The 19,183-nt window shown below is 35.0% G+C and carries 17 protein-coding genes; all 17 read right to left on the bottom strand.

Annotated elements, in window-relative coordinates; translation table 11 throughout:
* Positions 1–3: 3 nt before the first annotated feature.
* Entirely contained in the window at positions 4–1,107 is a 1,104-nt protein-coding gene (locus PECL_RS08120; RefSeq protein WP_014216108.1) for an ABC transporter ATP-binding protein, read from the bottom strand.
* Positions 1,108–1,135: 28 nt separating this feature from the next.
* Positions 1,136–1,789 carry a hypothetical protein gene (locus PECL_RS08125; protein ID WP_041534662.1) on the bottom strand — a complete coding sequence of 218 codons (654 nt, stop codon included), beginning with the start codon at positions 1,787–1,789 and terminating at the stop codon, positions 1,136–1,138.
* 31 nt (positions 1,790–1,820) lie between these two features.
* A complete protein-coding gene (locus PECL_RS08130) occupies positions 1,821–2,633 on the bottom strand; it encodes a carbohydrate ABC transporter permease (RefSeq protein WP_014216111.1) in 813 nt (270 codons plus the stop codon).
* Entirely contained in the window at positions 2,633–3,493 is an 861-nt protein-coding gene (locus tag PECL_RS08135) for a carbohydrate ABC transporter permease (protein WP_014216112.1), read from the bottom strand. The genes PECL_RS08130 and PECL_RS08135 overlap by 1 nt, the downstream gene beginning before the upstream one ends.
* Before the next feature lie 38 nt (positions 3,494–3,531).
* A complete protein-coding gene (locus tag PECL_RS08140) occupies positions 3,532–4,833 on the bottom strand; it encodes an ABC transporter substrate-binding protein (protein ID WP_014216113.1) in 1,302 nt (433 codons plus the stop codon).
* A 138-nt stretch (positions 4,834–4,971) separates the two neighbouring features.
* Positions 4,972–5,757 carry a MurR/RpiR family transcriptional regulator gene (locus PECL_RS08145; protein WP_014216114.1) on the bottom strand — a complete coding sequence of 262 codons (786 nt, stop codon included), beginning with the start codon at positions 5,755–5,757 and terminating at the stop codon, positions 4,972–4,974.
* Positions 5,754–6,857, bottom strand: a complete 1,104-nt coding sequence (gene aguA, locus PECL_RS08150) for an agmatine deiminase (protein WP_014216115.1) — start codon at positions 6,855–6,857, stop codon at positions 5,754–5,756. Before aguA (PECL_RS08150) ends, PECL_RS08145 begins: the two co-directional genes overlap by 4 nt.
* An 18-nt stretch (positions 6,858–6,875) precedes the next feature.
* Positions 6,876–7,823: a carbamate kinase gene (gene arcC, locus PECL_RS08155; RefSeq protein WP_014216116.1), complete on the bottom strand. Its 948-nt coding sequence runs from the start codon at positions 7,821–7,823 to the stop codon at positions 6,876–6,878.
* A gap of 75 nt (positions 7,824–7,898) precedes the next feature.
* Positions 7,899–8,993 (bottom strand): agmatine deiminase, encoded by a 1,095-nt coding sequence (aguA, locus tag PECL_RS08160; RefSeq protein WP_014216117.1) that lies wholly within the window; start codon positions 8,991–8,993, stop codon positions 7,899–7,901.
* A 13-nt stretch (positions 8,994–9,006) separates the two neighbouring features.
* Positions 9,007–10,365 carry an APC family permease gene (locus tag PECL_RS08165; RefSeq protein WP_014216118.1) on the bottom strand — a complete coding sequence of 453 codons (1,359 nt, stop codon included), beginning with the start codon at positions 10,363–10,365 and terminating at the stop codon, positions 9,007–9,009.
* A gap of 42 nt (positions 10,366–10,407) precedes the next feature.
* A complete protein-coding gene (gene ptcA, locus PECL_RS08170; protein WP_014216119.1) occupies positions 10,408–11,436 on the bottom strand; it encodes a putrescine carbamoyltransferase in 1,029 nt (342 codons plus the stop codon).
* A 192-nt stretch (positions 11,437–11,628) separates the two neighbouring features.
* Complete coding sequence (locus PECL_RS08175; protein ID WP_014216120.1) at positions 11,629–12,912, bottom strand: alpha-amylase family glycosyl hydrolase; 1,284 nt, start codon at positions 12,910–12,912, stop codon at positions 11,629–11,631.
* Positions 12,912–14,558, bottom strand: coding sequence for an alpha-amylase family glycosyl hydrolase (locus PECL_RS08180; RefSeq protein WP_014216121.1), 1,647 nt, complete (start codon positions 14,556–14,558; stop codon positions 12,912–12,914). Before PECL_RS08180 ends, PECL_RS08175 begins: the two co-directional genes overlap by 1 nt.
* A gap of 96 nt (positions 14,559–14,654) precedes the next feature.
* The gene (locus tag PECL_RS08185) at positions 14,655–15,602 is read right to left on the bottom strand and encodes a LacI family DNA-binding transcriptional regulator (protein WP_014216122.1); all 948 of its coding nucleotides are present in this window, start codon (positions 15,600–15,602) and stop codon (positions 14,655–14,657) included.
* A 294-nt stretch (positions 15,603–15,896) separates the two neighbouring features.
* Positions 15,897–16,355 (bottom strand): hypothetical protein, encoded by a 459-nt coding sequence (locus PECL_RS08190; protein WP_014216123.1) that lies wholly within the window; start codon positions 16,353–16,355, stop codon positions 15,897–15,899.
* A 97-nt stretch (positions 16,356–16,452) separates the two neighbouring features.
* Entirely contained in the window at positions 16,453–17,772 is a 1,320-nt protein-coding gene (gene celB, locus PECL_RS08195; RefSeq protein WP_014216124.1) for a PTS cellobiose transporter subunit IIC, read from the bottom strand.
* A gap of 206 nt (positions 17,773–17,978) precedes the next feature.
* Complete coding sequence (locus tag PECL_RS08200; protein WP_014216125.1) at positions 17,979–19,067, bottom strand: DUF871 domain-containing protein; 1,089 nt, start codon at positions 19,065–19,067, stop codon at positions 17,979–17,981.
* Positions 19,068–19,183: the final 116 nt, after the last annotated feature.

A 19,183-nucleotide genomic window follows, 5' to 3' on the forward strand; every position in this document is an offset into this window, starting at 1 on the left:
AATTTATAGGATTGTTTCTTCTGTATCTTTATCAAAGTAATGTGCTTTTGTCATCTCAAAAGCCATCTTTAATTTATCACCAGGCTCATGGTAATCACGTGAATTTACTTCAGCAATAAAGTCTGTATTCCCAACCTTTGAATAGAGCATTGAATTTGCTCCCATTAACTCAGAAACTTCAACTGTTGCATCAATAACCGCAGATGGAAAAGTCTGAAGTGCTATTTCTTCAGCATGAATGTCTTCAGGACGCACACCTAATGTAACTTCTTTTCCTTCATATCCCTTATCAATCAGGCTCTTCCATTGTCCATCTGGTATTTCAACATTCACTCCATCTGAGTTAACAGCATGCTGGTTTTCAAGTTTTACATTGAAGAAGTTAGTTGATGGTGAACCAATAAACCCAGCAACAAACTTGTTGACTGGAGCATTATATAATTCAGCCGGTGTTCCAACTTGCTGAATCCTACCAGCATTCATAATTACAATCCTGTCAGCCATAGTCATAGCTTCAACTTGATCGTGAGTAACATAAATAAAATTGCGACCCAAACGTTGATGCAATTGTGCAATTTCTGTTCTCATTTGGACACGAAGTTTAGCATCTAAATTTGACAGAGGTTCATCAAGCAGAAACAGTTCTGCATCACGAACTATGGCACGTCCTAGTGCCACACGTTGTCTTTGCCCTCCAGATAGGGCTGCTGGTTTTCTTTGTAAGTATTCGGAAAGGCCTAAAATTTTAGCTGCTTCTTCAACTCTCTTTTTAGTATCTTCTTTGTTATTCTTTCTAATGTTCAAACCAAAAGCCATATTATCAAAAACTGACATATGAGGATAAAGTGCATAGTTTTGAAATACCATCGCAATATTACGATCCTTAGGTGCAACTTCGTTCATTACTTTATCACCCATTTTAAAATCACCTTTTGAAATATCTTCAAGACCTGCAATCATGCGAAGTGTTGTTGATTTACCACATCCTGATGGACCAACAAATACAATAAATTCACCATCTTTAACATGTAAATCAAAATTTGAAACCGAATATTCTTCATTTCCGGAATATTTTTTGTAAACGTGATCTAAATTAATTTCAACCATTGTCTCTTCTCCTTTAATTATCTTAGGTCTAATTTTTAAAGTTTGTTATTTTTGATTTCTTTAGAAGACTATAAGAAATCACTGCCGAAAGAGAAACACTGCATATTAACATGAGGAATGCTAATTTTAAAAAACCATTCACCATGATAAAGATTGTAAATACAATAGCTGCGGCTACTGCTCTTCCCAAGTTTGCAAAGGTAAATTTAATCAAACTTTTCCTCTCATCACCTGTGCCTCTTAAAAATGATTGTGAAATAGTAAAGGAAATTAAAAACAAACCCCAGACCAGCAAAATTGTTTGTAGAACAACATTTCCATCAAGCAATCTAAATAGCAAAATTGCTAATCCTATTAAAATAGCCAGTATGAAATTAATTAACAGGTTCGGTATCTCACTTATCCATGTTTTAAAAACATCAATAAAGTATGACTTACTGCCCATTTTTTTCCAAGAATCCACTGCCTTAAAAACGGCAGCTAAACTTGGTAATGTGAATATTCCAAACATTAATGTGAATATAACAACTACCACAACGAGAATCACACTGATCGGGAGACTCATCATAAATATTGCCGTTAAGATTACTGGAAAATTAATTAGAAACCAAGCCACATTAATTGTAAATAAAGTCCAAATCCAATTTCCGACTTCTATTAAAATTTGCTTTCCTTTAGTCATTTCTCTCCCTCAAATAATTTAAACTTTAATCCTATTTAACAGCTCCATCTGTAACACCCTTAATAATCCATTTTTGTGCAAATAGATAGAAGAGGATAACAGGAATGATAGATAAAGTAATACCAGCAAGAGCCAAATGCCATTGTTTAGTATATTCACCAAAGAAGTTAAACATTTGAAGCGGAATAGTATATTGAACTTGTGGTAAAACTAGTGATGGTAATAGATAATCATTCCAAATCGCGATAATATTCAAAATTGCAACCGTTACTGTCATTGGGCTAAGCATTGGTAAAATAATTTTGAAATAAATTTGCCAACGACTTGCACCCTCCATTTCGGCTGCTTCATCCATCGCAATTGGAATACTTGACAATGTTCCTTGATATAGAAATATTGACAAACTGCAATCGAATCCCAAATACATGAACATTAACCCCCACATATTCAACATGTGTACTCCACCAAAATTAGCTGTCAATGGAATCATTACTGATTGAAATGGGATCAACATTGATGAAATAAATAGTAATAATAGTGCACCACTAAGTTTGGATTTATTACGTTGCAATGCATAAGCGGCCATTGAAGAACAGAGAATTATCAATAAAACACTGCAAATTGTAATAATTAGCGAATTAGTAAGCGATCCAAGAAAACTTAATGCCTTAAAAGAATTAACATAGTTGTCAGTTGTTACGGGGTGCGGCAATGATAAAACAGAAGCAAATATTCCCTTAGGAGTTTTAAAAGAGTTAGTTCCTATCATATAGAAGGGAAAGAGCCAAAGTAGTCCAATCAAAATACCGACAATACCAATAATTGTTTTTTGTCGTGTTTTCATTACAGATCTACCTCCCTCTTACGGTTATAAAATACTTGCACTAATGAAATTGCTGCAACAATAAGGAAGAAGATAATAGCTTTAGCCTCAGCTAACGCGAAGTTATTTGCATTATATGCGGTATTAACAATATCCATCGCTAGCATTTGTGTTGAGTTATATGGTCCACCATTTGTTAATGAAAGGTTTTGGTCATAAATCTTAAACCCATTTGATAGGGTTAAAAACATACATACTGTGAAAGCTGGTGCAATCATTGGAAAAGTGATTCTTGTAAACCTTTGCCAGGCTGAAGCACCATCAATCTCTGCAGCCTCAATGACTTCATTCGGAATATTTTGTAAGTAAGCAATATAGATAATCATAATGTAACCACTCATTTGCCATACTGTTACAATTACAAGACCCCAAAATCCAGTACTTTCATTTGTAAGCCAATTTTGCAGCCAAGTCACATGCAATGCACTTCCCAAAGCATCGAAGCCTTGGGAAAAAATAAACTGCCAAATGAACCCCAAAATTAATCCACCAATCATATTTGGCATAAAGAATACTGCACGTAGGAAACTACTACCTTTAAATTTTTGTGTTACCAGTAAAGCCAAGCCCAGACCAATCACGTTTAGCAAAATCACAGTCACAACTACAAATGCTACTGTAAACCAAAATGCATTTCCAAATGCTTTATCATGGAGAAGCTCTATATAATTCTTAAATCCCACCATTTTAGTAAATGAGAGTCCATCCCAATTCGTAAAAGAATAGAATAGACCCTCAAGCATTGGAATAAAAACTACTAATGCTAACGCAACGAGGGTGGGTGTTAAAAATAGCCAAAAAGACAAACTTCTATTTTTCATCTTGATACCCTCTTTATTTTTTCCAATATTAAATTCAGTTAATCTCCACTACCGTTACCTTCTTGCTGGGTCTTCCAACCAGACTTCATATTAGAAACGGTCTTATCCCAACTCTGATCTCCTGAAAGGTATTTTTGTAAGTTTGGTTGTGCTACATTTGGATCCCAAGGTGTTCCAGTGTATCCTGGGAATGCCCATCCAGTTGTTTTGTTGTCCTTACTATAGTCATAAACAACTTGTGTAAGAGGATCTGGCATCTTTACATTACCGTAGCCCTTATATGCTGGAACAAAGTGAAGTGTGTTAACAACATCTTTTTTACCTGCCTTAGATGTGTACATCCAATCCAAGAAATCTTTTGCAGCCTTTTGTTCTGCTGATGATTTTTGTTTATTAACTGCCCAGAATAACGATGTTCCAACTGGTAATTTATTTTCTTCGCCCTTAACTGGAATAGGAATCATGCCTATATCATTTTTAGCAAACTTACTATCGACTTGTGCAACAGTTGGATAAATCCAATCGCCTTGTTGAATCATTGCTGCTTTACCTTGTGAAAAGTTTTGGTTTACTTGTGCAGCATAATCCATTTGCATTACTGGTTTGATTGAGTATTTGCTTTGTAAATCAATCATTTGTTTCATTTCTTCATTCTTACTGAACGCCATTGTCTTTGAGTTATACAATTTCTGTGCGTTACCATCAAAGTCTTGACCTAAGTATAAATTAAGTAAGTGATCTGATAATACCCACGCTTCCTTACCTGGAAGAGCAAATACACCTTTAATTCCTAATTTACCCTTTTCAGCATCCATCTTTTTGACAGCTGCATCTAATTTAGCATAAGTAGTTAAGCTCTTTGGATCAATTCCTGCCTTTTCAAAAACTTTTTTGTTATAAACAAATCCATATCCCTCAACGTTAAATGGAAGCCCATAAGTTTTCCCATCGGATTTTACTTCATCTAAGGTTCCCCTTTGTGCGTCCTTTGCGGCCTTAGTATCCGATAGATCTGCTGCATGTGACTTGAATTGTTTAACATCAGCTGGACCTGCTAGACTAAAAATTGTTGGTGCATTTCCCGATGAAATTCTAGTTTTCAAAACTGGATCATATTGTGTCCCACCACCAATAGAAGTAACCTCAATTTTTACATTTGGATGTGATTTTTCATATTCCTTTGCGATTTGTTTAAATTGCTTATTTGATTCAACCTTACCTTGTAAAATTGTAATCTTTACATCCTTACCTGAAGATCCATTACTACAAGCTGCTAAAGTTAATGCAGTACCTGCAACAACTGCGACAGCTCCCAAGCCCTTCAATAATTTAGATTTCAAAATAACTACCTCCCAGAACAATTATTTTTGTTTACATCTACTATTGTTAACTCAACCAGCAATCTTTGCAAGCGCTTTCTTTGTGTTATCGGTAACATTTTCCTAAAAAAAAACACGCTCAACAAAAAAGGAAGTGCTTTACACTTCCTTTTCACCATATTCTTCTACATATTGGTACAATATCAATTCCATTATTGCGATACTTGAAATTCGTGAGCTAATATTTTTTGCATTCAATCTTATTGAGTCAGTGAAGATATAAAGATTAGTATCACTTAAATTTTGAATAGTATTATTATCTGGCTCCGTAATTGAAACTATCATTGGTTTAACACGCCTACGATTAAACGTATTAATCATACTTAAAAATTCTTCATCTTCACCCATATACGTTAAAATAAACACAATTGACTTTGAATCCACTTGCTTAGCAGCTAATTCCCTATAATCCTTATCTCTTGGAAAATGTACGTTAAATCCTGCCATTGAATATATGTAATGCACGTATTCCGCAGCATGTTTACTTACACCCTTAGCAAACAGATAGATATTTGAAGATTCTGATAGTTTCGCCGTGATCTCATGTAACCTTTCGTTGGATAAAACCCGAACAGTTTCTTCAATATTTTTTAAATACTCTTCCCGATAATCCTTTTGTTCAACCGTAAAACTAACATCCTTAGTTGGTTCATTTTGATTTAGAATAGTATATTTAATGACTGTGGTAAATTCACCATAACCGGCAAAGCCAATTTTTTTAACAAATCTAAGAAAAGTCGCTGTTGAAACATATGTCGCCGCAGCGATTTCACGAATGCTCATTTTCTTAACTTCATCCATATTTTTAACAACAAAGTTAAATAGTTCCATCTCACTTTTACTCATTGTATTAAGATTTGGTGTAACTATTTCAAAAAAGTTCATTTTTTGCCCCCGCCAATAATTGTCGGTACACTACTAACAACAGTATGAATACCGCCACCACCGTTTAAAAATTCGCGTGCATTAATAGTATGTACTTCAAATTTCGGATACAAATTTTGAAGTAATCTCTTCGCCTTTTTATCTTCTGGATCATCAAAAATAGGCATGATAATTATATTATTTATAGTTAAATAATTAACATAAGTGGCAGTTAGTCGTTGACCAACAAATCTAGGCAACATTCCGTTTATCATATCAACTTGATTAGCTTCTTCTTCTGTAAGTTTAATTATTCTAGGTGTCTGTATCTTATGGATAATAAATTTTCTTCCAGCCGCATCTGTCTGGCTTAATAAGGTTTCATACGCCTCATGACTAATCTTGTACTGCGGATCATTAATATCATCTGTCCATGTTAACACGATCTCACCAGGTCTAACAAAGTTAATCATATTATCAATGTCGCCACCAGTTTCATCCATAAAGTAGCCTTGCTTTAGCCAAATTGTCTTTTTTATTCCAAAGTAGTGAGCAAAAATATTTTCAGCATGGTCTTTTGTCATACCCTTATTTCGCCCTTCAGAAAGTATCACATCATCGGTTGTAATAAGCGTACCCTCACCATCAACCATCACTGCGCATCCCTCTAATACCATGCCACTACGATAATAGTTAGTTTCACTTAGATCTAATATCTTTTGACTTATTTGATTATCTTTATCCCATGGAAAGTACAGCCCGTCAACCAAACCACCCCAAGCATTAAATTCAAAATCAATACCCCTTATTTCTTTTCGGTTAGTAATATAAAATGGGCCTACATCTTTAATCCAAGCATCATTGCTACTCATTTCAACTACTCTAATTTTTTTTGATAGCGACCTTCTTGCATTTTGATATTGAGATTGATTAACTAACATTGTAAGTGGCTGAAATTTAGCAATCATTTCAGCTAGCTTACTAAAAGCATGTTGTGCCGGTTTACCTCCGTTTCTCCAGTTATCGCTTCGTTGTGGCCATATCATATAACTTTGATCTACTGGTTCAAATTCAGCAGGCATTCTAAAACCCTCTTGACTTGGGAATCCATTTATTTCCACTATTTTTTCTCCTTAAGTTTATCTACCGTCCTTACTTATAATTGTACCTTCTCCATCCTTAATAAAATTAATAATGTTTTCTAGAGATGTAACTACTGCTTTTTGATTAGTTTTATCAACAAAATTGATGGCCGCTTCAACTTTCGGTAGCATACTTCCCTTAGCAAACTGATTTTCACTAATATACTGTTTCAACTCTTTTACATTTACATCTGTCAATTTCTTTTGATCTGGTTTGTTAAAATTAATAAAAATATTATCTACGGCAGTTAAAATTATCAATAAGTCTGCATTGACCAACTCTGCCAATTTTTCAGAAGCAAAATCCTTATCAATTACGGCTTCTTTACCTACTAGTTTATTACCATCTTTTATGACCGGAACCCCTCCACCTCCTACTGCGATAGGAATAATGTCATTATCAACCATTGTGTTTACAACCGTTGACTCTTTTACGTCAATTGGTTGTGGTGATGGCACAACCCTCCTGAAGCCACGACCCGCATCTTCGACAAAAGTTAAATTTGGATTTTTAAGCCTAACATCAATTACTTCCTTTTTACTATAAAATGGTCCAATTGGTTTTGTCGGTCTTTTAAATGCTTCATCATATTCATCAACAATTACTTGCGTAACAACTGTGGCAACTTGTTTTTTAATTCCCGCTTCTGCCAAAGCTTCATCCAAAGCATTTTGCATCCAAAATCCAATACTTCCTTGTGTCATAGCAACAGCAGTATCAAGTGGCATTGCCGGATTCTCCTTCGTACTTCCCGCAGCTTGTTGGAGCAATAAATTACCAACTTGAGGTCCGTTACCATGCGAAATAATCAGTTGATCACCATTTTTGACAAACTCAACTAAATATTTTGCTGTCTCTTTAAGCGCCTTCTGCTGAGCTTCCGCACTCGCATCTTTAGACAAGATTGCGTTTCCACCAAGTGCTACCACTATTTTTCTATTCATAATTTATTAACCCTCACTTTTATTAAAAAATGACTGAGGTACGTGCCTCCACGAACAACTCAGTCATTTTAATTTTTAATTCATAGGTACTTGTTGAGTAATACAGTGAATGTTTCCGCCGCCTAATAATATTTCACGCGCTGAAACGCCTACTATTTTTCGATCTGGGTACAAACGTTGCAATGTTTCTTCTGCCTTAACATCCATTGGATCGTTAAACTTAGGAAATACAATTCCACCATTAGCAGTATAGTAATTTACGTAACTTGCTGCCAACCTTTCTCCTTCCGTACGCGGTTGAGATCCATCTATCGAATCAACTCCCATACTTTCCTCCTTAGTGATTAACACTGGTTTAGGAAGGTATAGCTTTTCAACCTTAATTTTTCTTCCCTTAGCGTCAACTGCATTTTCTAAAATTTCCAAATTTTCTTTTGAAATTTCATATTGAGGATCATTCTCATCATCCGTCCAAGCCAAAGCAACAACACCAGGTTTTACAAAATTAGCAATATTATCAACGTGCCCATTAGTTTCATCAAGATATATTCCACGTTTTAACCAAATTATTTTTTCAAGATTTAGGTGTTCTTTTAACACTTCTTCAATTTGTTCTTTAGAAAGCTGTGAATTTCGTCCTTCTGATAATAAGCACTCTTCAGTTGTGATAAGAGTCCCTTCTCCATCAACATGAATTGATCCACCTTCTAAAATAAAATCATCCAACCTATATCGATCTGTTCGTTCCATTTCGGACATTTTTTGAGCAACGCGATCATCCTTATCCCATGGAAAATATAATCCGTCAACTAGTCCTCCCCATGCATTAAATGTCCAATCAACTGCCCGTAATGTACCATCATCATTTGTGACAAATGTTGCCCCACAGTCACGTATCCAAGAATCATCATTTGAAATTTCTACTACCTCAACCTCAGCTGGCAACATGTTTCTAGCATTGGTATATTGGTCATCATTTACTCCAACGGTAACATGTTCAAACTCTGAAATTGCCTTGGCAACCTCAACAAAAGTTTTTTGCGCTGGTTTGCCACCATTTCTCCAATTATCAGGACGTTGTGGCCATAATATATAAACCCCCTTATGAGTCTCAAATTCACCAGGCATCCTAAACCCATCTTTTTTAGGTGTACTTTCTAATGTTTTCATTTTAAAACTCCTTTCACTGATGCTTTCTTTCCGCAAATCTAACTACTACTTCACCAATCGCCGCTGTTAATAATGTGCCTACCAAAATTGGCATCTTAGTTGATATTTCTTCTTTAGATCCGTTCATAGGAACAATTGTCAGAATAATCGTACTTATCAATAATATTTCTGGAACCCACGTCATTAAATTAATTATTAATCCATTGCCTGGAACCTTAAAAGGCCGTTCATGTTCAGGATCATCACGACGTAACTTCCAAAACGCCGGAAACATCATCGTATATGATATTAAAAGAGCGACGACATTTAATGAGAAGAATGCCCAAAATATATCTTGATTAGGTATGATTGGGGCTATTACAACTAGAACCGTTGCTACAATACCATTTAATAATCCTGTTCCAACAGGCATACCGTTTTTATCTTCTTTTCCAAAAATTTTCGGAAGATTATTATCTTTAGCTGCATAATCTGCAACGTAATTTACCCCAAGAGCCCAAGAAACCATTTCTGAAGCAAGTATATACATGAACATAATTCCAATAATGATAACGAACCAATTCATATGTCCAACTAATAAGATAAAACTATCTAATAGTCCACTTGATGCAGACAACTTATTTGTAGGAATTGCGGCGCTCATTCCAAAGGCTGCGATCAGGTAAAAAAATGCTATTAAAATTCCACCATAAATAATTGCTTTAGGGATCTGTTTTTTGGGATCATCCATGTCATCTGCCATTGTTGCGACAACTTCAAATCCTAGAAAGTTAAAAATAATTACTGATAGATTGCTTAAACTAGAAACATTCATTTGAGGCAACAAGTTTTTAAATGAAAAATCATTTGCGACTCCCCGTGTCGTTGCAACATAAATACCCAATACAGCGAGTGCAACAATTGTAAAAATTTTGGCAAAGGCCGCAAGATTCATAATCCACTTACTTTCAGACACCGGTTTATTTCCAATAAATACAACCAACCAAACAAAAATTAATTGAATTAGAATGTTAGCAAACGTTCCTAATTCTAGTTTAAAAATTGTTTCTCCCACTTGAACAAATAAAACTGCTAAACTCGCCATCCAAATGGGATAGTTAATCCAGTAAAACCAAGCTAACCTTCCGCCCCACCTAGGCCCGTACGCTTTCTTTACCCAATCATACAATCCACCATCACCAGCATATGCTGTTCCTAGTTCAGAAGAGATTAGTCCATAAGGTATAAAGAACAGAATCAATAGAAAGATCCACCAAAAAAATTGTGAAGTTCCAATTGCCGCCGCTGGTGCTGCTGATTCAACAACTAGCACAACGACAACGGCCATTAACACAGCGTCAAAGAGTCTAAATTTTTTCTTTTCATTTTTCATTATAAAAACTTCCTAACTCGTTAAACTATTAACTAGTTTGTTTTATTTGCGTTCATCAACGTAATTCTTTAACATGTCAGAAACTTCATTTTCATATTTTTTAGCCACCTCTTTAGAAGCAATCTTCATTTCTGGATTTAAAAGATACACAAAGATTGATCTCATCGCAGTTTTACGATTTTCTGCTTCATCCCAAACGACTGAATAATTAGAATCAATAACTTCATCGGTTACTTCTTCTCCTCGTGTTGCAGGTAGGCAATGCATAAATTTAACGTGATTCGATGCCTTTGCCACCAATTCCTTATTAACTTGATATTTTGGATAGAAAATTTTCATTCTTTCATCCTTAGGAAGTTCTGACTCATATAGTCCATACCAAACATCAGTATATATAAAGTCCGCATCTTTCAATGCTTCATCAGCATCTTCAGTAACTAAAACACTTCCGCCTGAAATTTCAGCATTCTTACGTCCAATTTCAAGGCTTTCATCTTTAATTTGGAACCCTTTTGGTCCAAATTGAACAAAGTCCATTCCCATTTTCGTAGCCATGAACATTGTTGAAACACAAACCTGAGTTGCATCCCCGACAAAAACAATCTTACAATCACTCAATTGCTTACCTTCCGGGAGATGTTCAGTCATTGTAATAATGTCACCTAGTTCTTGAGTTGGGTGGTTGTAATCGCTCATAAAATTAACAACAGGAACTTTAGCAAATTTTCCAACCTCGGCAACTGTATGATGCCGTTCAACACGTGCACCAATAATATCTAAAATCCTCCCAAGCACTTGAGAAGTATCTTCAATGGTTTCATGACCTCCCAATTGAATTTGTCCAGGCGCTAAATATTGTGCATGTCCACCTAATTCTGTCATGGCTGCCTCTGCAGACGTTCGTGTTCTTGTTGAACTTTGTTCAAAAACCATACCTAAAGTCTTATTTTTCAATAATTGTGGATAATATCCATTTTTGATTGACTCTTTAATTTTCAACCCCAAATCAATCATGTATTGAATCTCATCCTTTGTATACGTGTTAGTATCAATAAAATCTCGCTTTGCCATAATAATTACCTCACCTTTTATTTTGTTTACGAACAAATCATAAAAGATATCCAAGATTAATAAAAGCGTTTTCACAGCTTTAAAAACGGAATATTATCTTGCGTAACATGTTTCATTTCGTGAAACATGTTTCAAATTATTATAATAACCACCAAACAAAAAAAGGATTTGAAATATTATTTTCAAATCCCCTTAGTTTTCAATTATTATAGGCTTCCCTGAAACATCAATCGTTCCATCCGTTACTTTAATATCATTATCTAAAAGCATATTTTTATAAGTTCCATCATCAATATCAACTAAAACCTTTTTAGTGGTTCCTTTTAATGGAAAAATTCCGATCCTAACCTTATCCTTAATTCGATACTTTACAGATAAAATATCCTTTCCTAAATCTTCAACGGCATATACACCACTAATTTGAATTTTGTCCTGCATTAATTCATGCAATCTCAAAAATAGCGCAGAAAAATCGAATTCAGAACTAGCCCAATTAATTACATCCTTTTCAAACAAACTTGGGGTGTGTTTTTCCACAAACTCTTGACCATTGTAAATTAGTAGAGATCCACTTTGAAACCCAGAAAAAGCTGTCCAATTAAACAGGTCGCGAATATTAGGTATTAGGCTATAGGCTCTTTCTTGATCATGATTTTCAAGTCCTCTCATTTTAATTGCGTTTGCAGGATAAATTACTGACTGGTTATTTAACGCATCCACATATTGTTGACTAGCTACCTCTCCTCGTATATATGAACGCCAAATTTGATCGATATCATAATCATATGTCATATCAAATGCGTTATATAATTCACCGTCAGAAGAAGCCCAATATCCCTTCCCCCTAATATCACGAATATAATTTGCATCTGTTGATTCTGCAAGCCAGATAAAATCATTTTTCCTTTGTTTGATTTCTTTTCGCGCTGTAACCCAAAAGTCAATTGGTACTTGGGGCGCAACATCACATCTAAATCCGTCAACCAACTCAGCATAATGTTTTAATACTTCTAACAAATAACTCCATAATTCGGGTTGACTAAAATCAAATTCTGCAACATCCGTCCATTCTGGATTTTTATTTTGAAGCATGCCTTTTTCATCATGAAGAAACCATTCCGGCTGTTGTTGTATAAGCAATGAATCTTTAGAAGTATGATTAAAAACAATATCAATCATCACCTTCATCTTTCTTGCGTGGATCGCCTCTATTAATTCTTTAAAGTCCTTCTCATCTCCCAACTCAGGATTAATAGCATAATAATCCTGAATTGCATAGGGAGATCCCAACATTCCCTTCCTATCCTTAACACCAATACTGTTAATCGGCATTAACCAAATAATATCCGTTCCTAAGGACTTTATTCGATCTAAATCCGACAAAACGTCCTTAAATTTTCCATCTTCAGAATAGTTTCTTACAAAAACACTATAAATCGTTTTACTTCGTAAATTTATATCTGTGTCTCTAGCCACTATTTTTCACCAACCTTTTCAAAAACTACACTAGCCCATGGACCTAATACAATTTCACCAGTATTTACAACATATTTTCCACAACTCAAGATAACAGAATACTTTTTACTACTTTGAATATTAACTCTTTGCGTGTGATTTCCTAAATTACTAAGGACAATCCCTTCTTCTTTTTTAAAAAATCTTTTATAACCAAAAACTTCTTCTGGTGTCTCCAGTATTATTTCTGTTCCATTCGTAAATAGTTCCCTTGATTTAACCTTTAACATTTTTCTATACAAATTTAGAATACTATTTTGTTCTTTTTCTTCGGACGCAACATTTATGTTTAAACTTTCCCCCTTAAGCCAACTTTTCGCAATTTTATTTTCTGTCCATTGCATTGGAAACCTCGCTGCCATTTTATGTACCATACTAATTTTTTTCAAAAAAGTCTCTTCGTCAAGAGAAGTTTGTTTTCTTAGTTCAATGACTTTTTGATCATTAAATTCACTAGGATCACTTAACACAGCATTTTTCATACCTAATTCTTCACCATAGTAGATAAGCGGTACGCCCCTCTGAAGATACATTCCAATAGCTAAACTTTTAGCGCTATTTGGATCATTACTATTTCCATATCTCGAAAGCACCCGTGCAATGTCATGATTACTCCAATATAGTACTGGTAAGCTGATACCATCCAACTTAGATTCAATATTTGCCATATTTTGCTTAAATTTAGTTAAATCTAGTTTTACTGGACAAAACTCATTCGGCATTTGATCAACTTTCTGAATTTGATCCGTAAATATTCTAAATGATATAACATGATCACATAAATTGTGATCCCTCACAGAATAATCCACTAATAAACTTGTCGTTGCTGAAGCAGCCTCACCCAATATATATAAATCTGGATTAACCTGTTTTAATTCAGAAACAAAACTTTGTAAATACGTCCTTACTTCATATCTGTTTGCATAGAAATCCTCTGATATCGGATATTTACCTTGACCAATTTCTAAATTTTGCTGTTCAAAATCTGCCTTTGATATGTGGATAAATGCATCCAACCTTAATCCATCTACGCCTTTTAAAACCCAAAACTTAGCAATATCTGTCATTGAACGTTGAACTTCAGGATTTTTCCAATTCAAATCTGGCATATGTTTATCAAAAAGATGAAAATAATATTCATCACTCTTATTTGGATCCTCCTCCCAAACACTTCCTCCAAAAAAAGAGCCCCAATTATTAGGCCTTTCTCTCATGTGACCTTTAGACCATAAATAATAATTACGATAAATTGAATGTGGATTTTTAATTGCATCCTGAAACCACGGATGTTGATCTGAAGTGTGATTCATAACGAAATCAATAATTATTTTCATTTCTTTTAAATGAACTTGTTTAATTAATTCTTCAATGTTGCTCATCTTTCCCATCGATGTATCAACAGCAAAATAATTCGACACATCGTAACCATTGTCTACTTGAGGTGACACATAAAAAGGATTTAGCCAAATTGTATTTGCTCCAAGTTCTTTTATATAATCTAATTTTTCAATTATGCCCCTTATATCTCCGATGCCATCATTATTCGTATCTCTAAAACTTTTTGGATATACCTGATAAATGACTGCACTATCAAACCACTTTTCCATAAAAATACCCCCAAAACTCCGTGCGTTCTTTCCATAATAAGCTTACGAAGATTAGAGGCATATAACAATGCTAATTTATATGTTACCGATAACACTTTATCTAGTTGATTTTGCAATTTCTAACTGTGGTTCAAAAAGTCGTGAACCCTGTGGCAGATTATTTTGATTAACCTTATCAATTACCATTTTTGCAACTTCTATTCCCATTGTTTGTTCCGGTTGTTTGATAGTTGTTAGTTTAGGTGATGCAACCTGATTCAAAAAAACTCCATCAAAGCCAATGATTCCAAAATCATTTGGAACGTCTCCGCCACATTTCTGAATTCCTCGTTCAATTCCTAATGCTAAACGATCACTACCACAAACAAAACATGTATCGATAATTGTATCCTTCCAATTTTTTTCAATGTATTCAGAAGAGCTGTGACTATGATTACTCATTCTATGAATTTCCGGCTTCATTCTGAGTTGTTGCATAGTCTCAATATATCCGGCTTCTCTAGAATATTCAAATGCTTCCTCCCTATCAAGACCAATAAAAACTATTTTTTTATATCCCTTTTGTAGAGCATATTTCGTCGATATCTTAGTTCCACCTTTATTATCTACATCAACCGAGTCTAATCCTTCGTGATTTTCCCCAAATATTACAACTGGTTTTTTAAAAGATTTAATCCATTCAGTATCCTTTTTCCGCATACCTGTCACAATAAACGCATCACAATTTCCAACGTCTATATTATCTCTGGTTACTAATTGTAACGAATACTGCATCTTAGAAAGTTGGGTGGCAATCCCAACCAATAGTTTCATATAGTAAGGTTCAGCAACGTCAATATCCTCCAAAATCAAAAACTTAATAATTTGTGTCCTATTGTTTACTAATGCTTTAGCAGCTATATTGGGATGATAATCTAAATCGCGCATTGCCTCATATACCAATTTCTTTAAATCATCTCTAACTTTATCTGGATGATTAATTACACGCGATACCGTCATCTTAGAAACATTAGCAAGCCTTGCAACATCATTTAAAGTCGGCATTTCACCCTCCGTTTTGTAAGCGCATACTATCTATGTAATATTATACATATATCCTAGACATTTTGGCTACTACTTATTTATCCACAAAATTAAAACGTTTCTTTTAAAATAAAAGTCCGTAAATTACTAACTTTAATAGCTCACATGTTTCAAACAGCTATACCATTTCACCTGTTTCACATCAAAAAACCATAGTCAAAAAATCACTATAGTTTTGTCTTTTATATTAGGTACCATTCATTTTATATTAATTTATAATACATTTTGCACCATTCCAACCACCAAAATTTCCACCTAATGAAACGCCACAAACACCTGATAAATTGAAATTACAGTACACAGAGACACCACAATAATATCACCAAAAAACGTCTGAATTTCCATAATGGAAAATCGTTTCTTATCAGTAATATGCTCACCCTGTCGGTGGAACTTAATACTCAGCCAACATCCATAAGCCACAATTAAACAAGCAAATGGCACTATGAATAGTACATTTTTATTCAGCATAGGTGCTGATGCTGCTAGAGATGCTGGAATCTTATTTTGTAACATTGGAGCGGATAATGCCACTAAGACTAGTGGAATAAATGCAATCCATTGTACCCACATAAATCTTGAATAGGCGGCTCCTTGCATCCATTTAGGTAAGTCAGCAATTGTTAAAGCCGTATGTTGTTGCGCTTTAATTTGCGCAGTTGCTTTTTCAACCTTTTCTTCCGTACTAATATTTTTTCTCTTATGCTTACTCATTTGACTAACTCCTAATTTTTACTACTTCTATCATACCAAATTTCTAACCTGATAAAAAAACCTGCCAGAAAATTCCGACAGATTTTTTCAGATTAACTTATTTTGCAGCTGCTGCATCCTCAGCACGAACTTCTGCTTCTTCGTCCAATGCTTGACGGTCAGCAATCCTGAAGAATGGGTAGTAGATCGCCCCACCAATCAAGAAGTTAACCAATTGTAGGATCGAACCTGAAAGGTGTCCTGTTGCAAGATAACCAGAAATAATTGGAGGAGTTGTCCAAGGAACGGCAACACCAATTGTCTTACCCACCAATCCATATTGCATAGCAAGGTAAGTCGTTACAACGGAAACCAAAGGAACTACAACAAATGGAATAGCCATAATAGGGTTCAAAACGATTGGCATACCAAAGATAATAGGTTCATTAATATTAAACAGAGCTGGTACACCTGCTAAACGACCAATAGCCTTCAAATTATCTGATTTAGCTAAGAACAACATCATTAAAGCAAGTGAAATTGTTTCACCAGAACCACCAGCATGAACGAAATTGTCAAAGAATTGTTGTGTAACAACGTTTGGCAATGTCTTGTGTTCCTTAGCTGCATTAGCATTGGCAGTCATTTGGCCTAACCAGATTGGTGCCATAATACCACCAACAACATTAGCACCATGAATACCGAAGATCCAAAGGAACGATACAAAGAATTCAGCAAGTAAAGCACCCCAGATTGTACCACCAACGGCAGTCAAAGGTTTAGCCAAAATTACAGTGATAACGTTTGGAATTGTATGGAAAGCTGTAAAGCTGATTCCTAAACGAATTGCCCACATTCCTAGAATAATTACAAATCCAGGAATTAAAGCTGAGAAAGCATGTCCAACTGCAGGTGGAACTGTGTCAGGCATCTTAAATTCCCAGTTCTTATGAATCATCCAAACAAAGGCATCAGTTACGAATAAACCGATTAACAATGCTTCAAATAATCCCATTGATCCCAATTGTGATAGCGGAACCCAAGCAGCTCCAGTCTTATCAATGTTCAAAGGAATCGTCAGCATAAATGCTGCAAGTGAAACGATACTTGCGGACAAAGCGTCAATATCATCATAAGAGCGTGCAAGCTGATATGAAATACCAATTACCGCAACCATACCAATGATACTAAACGTAGCATTAGTAGCCCAACCAACAACAGTAGCCCAGTTAGCTCCAAACGTTTTCGTCATGAAGTTAAGGTAGGCAGGAATTGGGAAGGCACTGATAATCAAGAAAACAGAACCAATGATAATCAGTGGCATAACGAGTGCAAATCCGTCACGTAGCGCTACTAAATGACGGGAAGCAGCAACTTTTCCAGCAAGTGGCATTAATTTATCTTGCAAGAAGCTGCCCTTCTTGTTATTATCACTCATCGCAAAAACCTCCTAAATATATTGTATTTCGGTATTTGCAATAAAAATTGCAAAAGCTACAAAGTAAAATAATCACTATCGCAAATACCGATATGTATAAAATTTTGGAAAGTAACTGAATACGTTTCCAAAACTAATTATATCATTTGGTGCATACCTTTGAAACCGATTTCAATAAAAAAAGTATACTTTTAATTATCACTAGTCTATTTTAAAACCATTTTAAAATCGCTCCATGGTGCAATATTATCCAGAATTAATTCTTCACCCTCTGCGATGTGTCCAACAACATTAATCCTTCCGTTGTTATCTAAATCTTGCAAGGCAATTTGGGTTTCAGCTTTATATTGACCATACTTATTATTCATCAATAAAACATCACCTTTTTTAATTGGTACAACATTATTAGCTGGGACATCACTATCCTTGTACCAAACACGCGTCATTGTGCTTCGTAAAACGAAGTCTGACTTGTCTCCACGATATGTGTGTAAACTTTCAAAAATGATCTTCTTTTCCAAATCAGTAGCATTTTTACTTGGTTCAATACGCAATTCTGGCATGGTTGCATTAAATGCATCAGCAGCCTCTTTTAAATCTTCTTCAGATGGAACAGCATTTGCTATTAAAATATCATCAATCAAACCTAGTAATTTATAATGAGTAATTTGTGTTGCTAACGAAGAACCGCGATGTAACTCAAGTGATACCATGCCATCCTGTAATGGCCATGGTCCAAATGTACCAGATGGTGCGTTTACGAATGCTGCCGTATTTAAGTTGTAATGTCTGTATTGACCAGATGTTTCCTTAAAATACTTCATTCCCAATCCGGTAAAACGTTGTGGGTAAAAGTTGTGCGAACCAATTAGGTTAGAACGATCTGGTGAATAATCCATAATTTGGTCAATGTAGTGTGTACCCCGACTCATATTTACTTCTATTTTGAGTCCATAAGGATTATGCGTCATGCGGGCTTCTTCCATACCAGTAAAGCCTTCATCAAGACGGACGCCCCACGCACCAATTTCGTTAAAGAACTTCAAGTCATCGTATGAAACACCCAACTGTTTAAACAAAGCGGGATTAATATCGACCATTGTTTCCATTCCCAGTGAGTTTCCGTATTCGATTGCGGCTTTAAAATCTGCCACTACTGCTTCCTGATCGCCTTTAATTTGTAATAAAGAAGTAAAAATACGTTTAAATCCGTATTTATGTGCCAAATCTAAATAATCCTTTGTCTCCTGTAAGCTCATTTTGTCTGGATAAATCGAAACACCTAATTTTCCCATGTAAAACACTCCTTTTTTGAATTGGACTACACCAATGTATCCGTTTTCATTATAGCACAGCATTCCCTATTTTTAATGAATTAAACTAAATTTGGTATTTTATCCTATTTTTAAAA

The sequence above is a fragment of the Pediococcus claussenii ATCC BAA-344 genome, from assembly GCF_000237995.1.
GTDB lineage: Bacteria > Bacillota > Bacilli > Lactobacillales > Lactobacillaceae > Pediococcus > Pediococcus claussenii.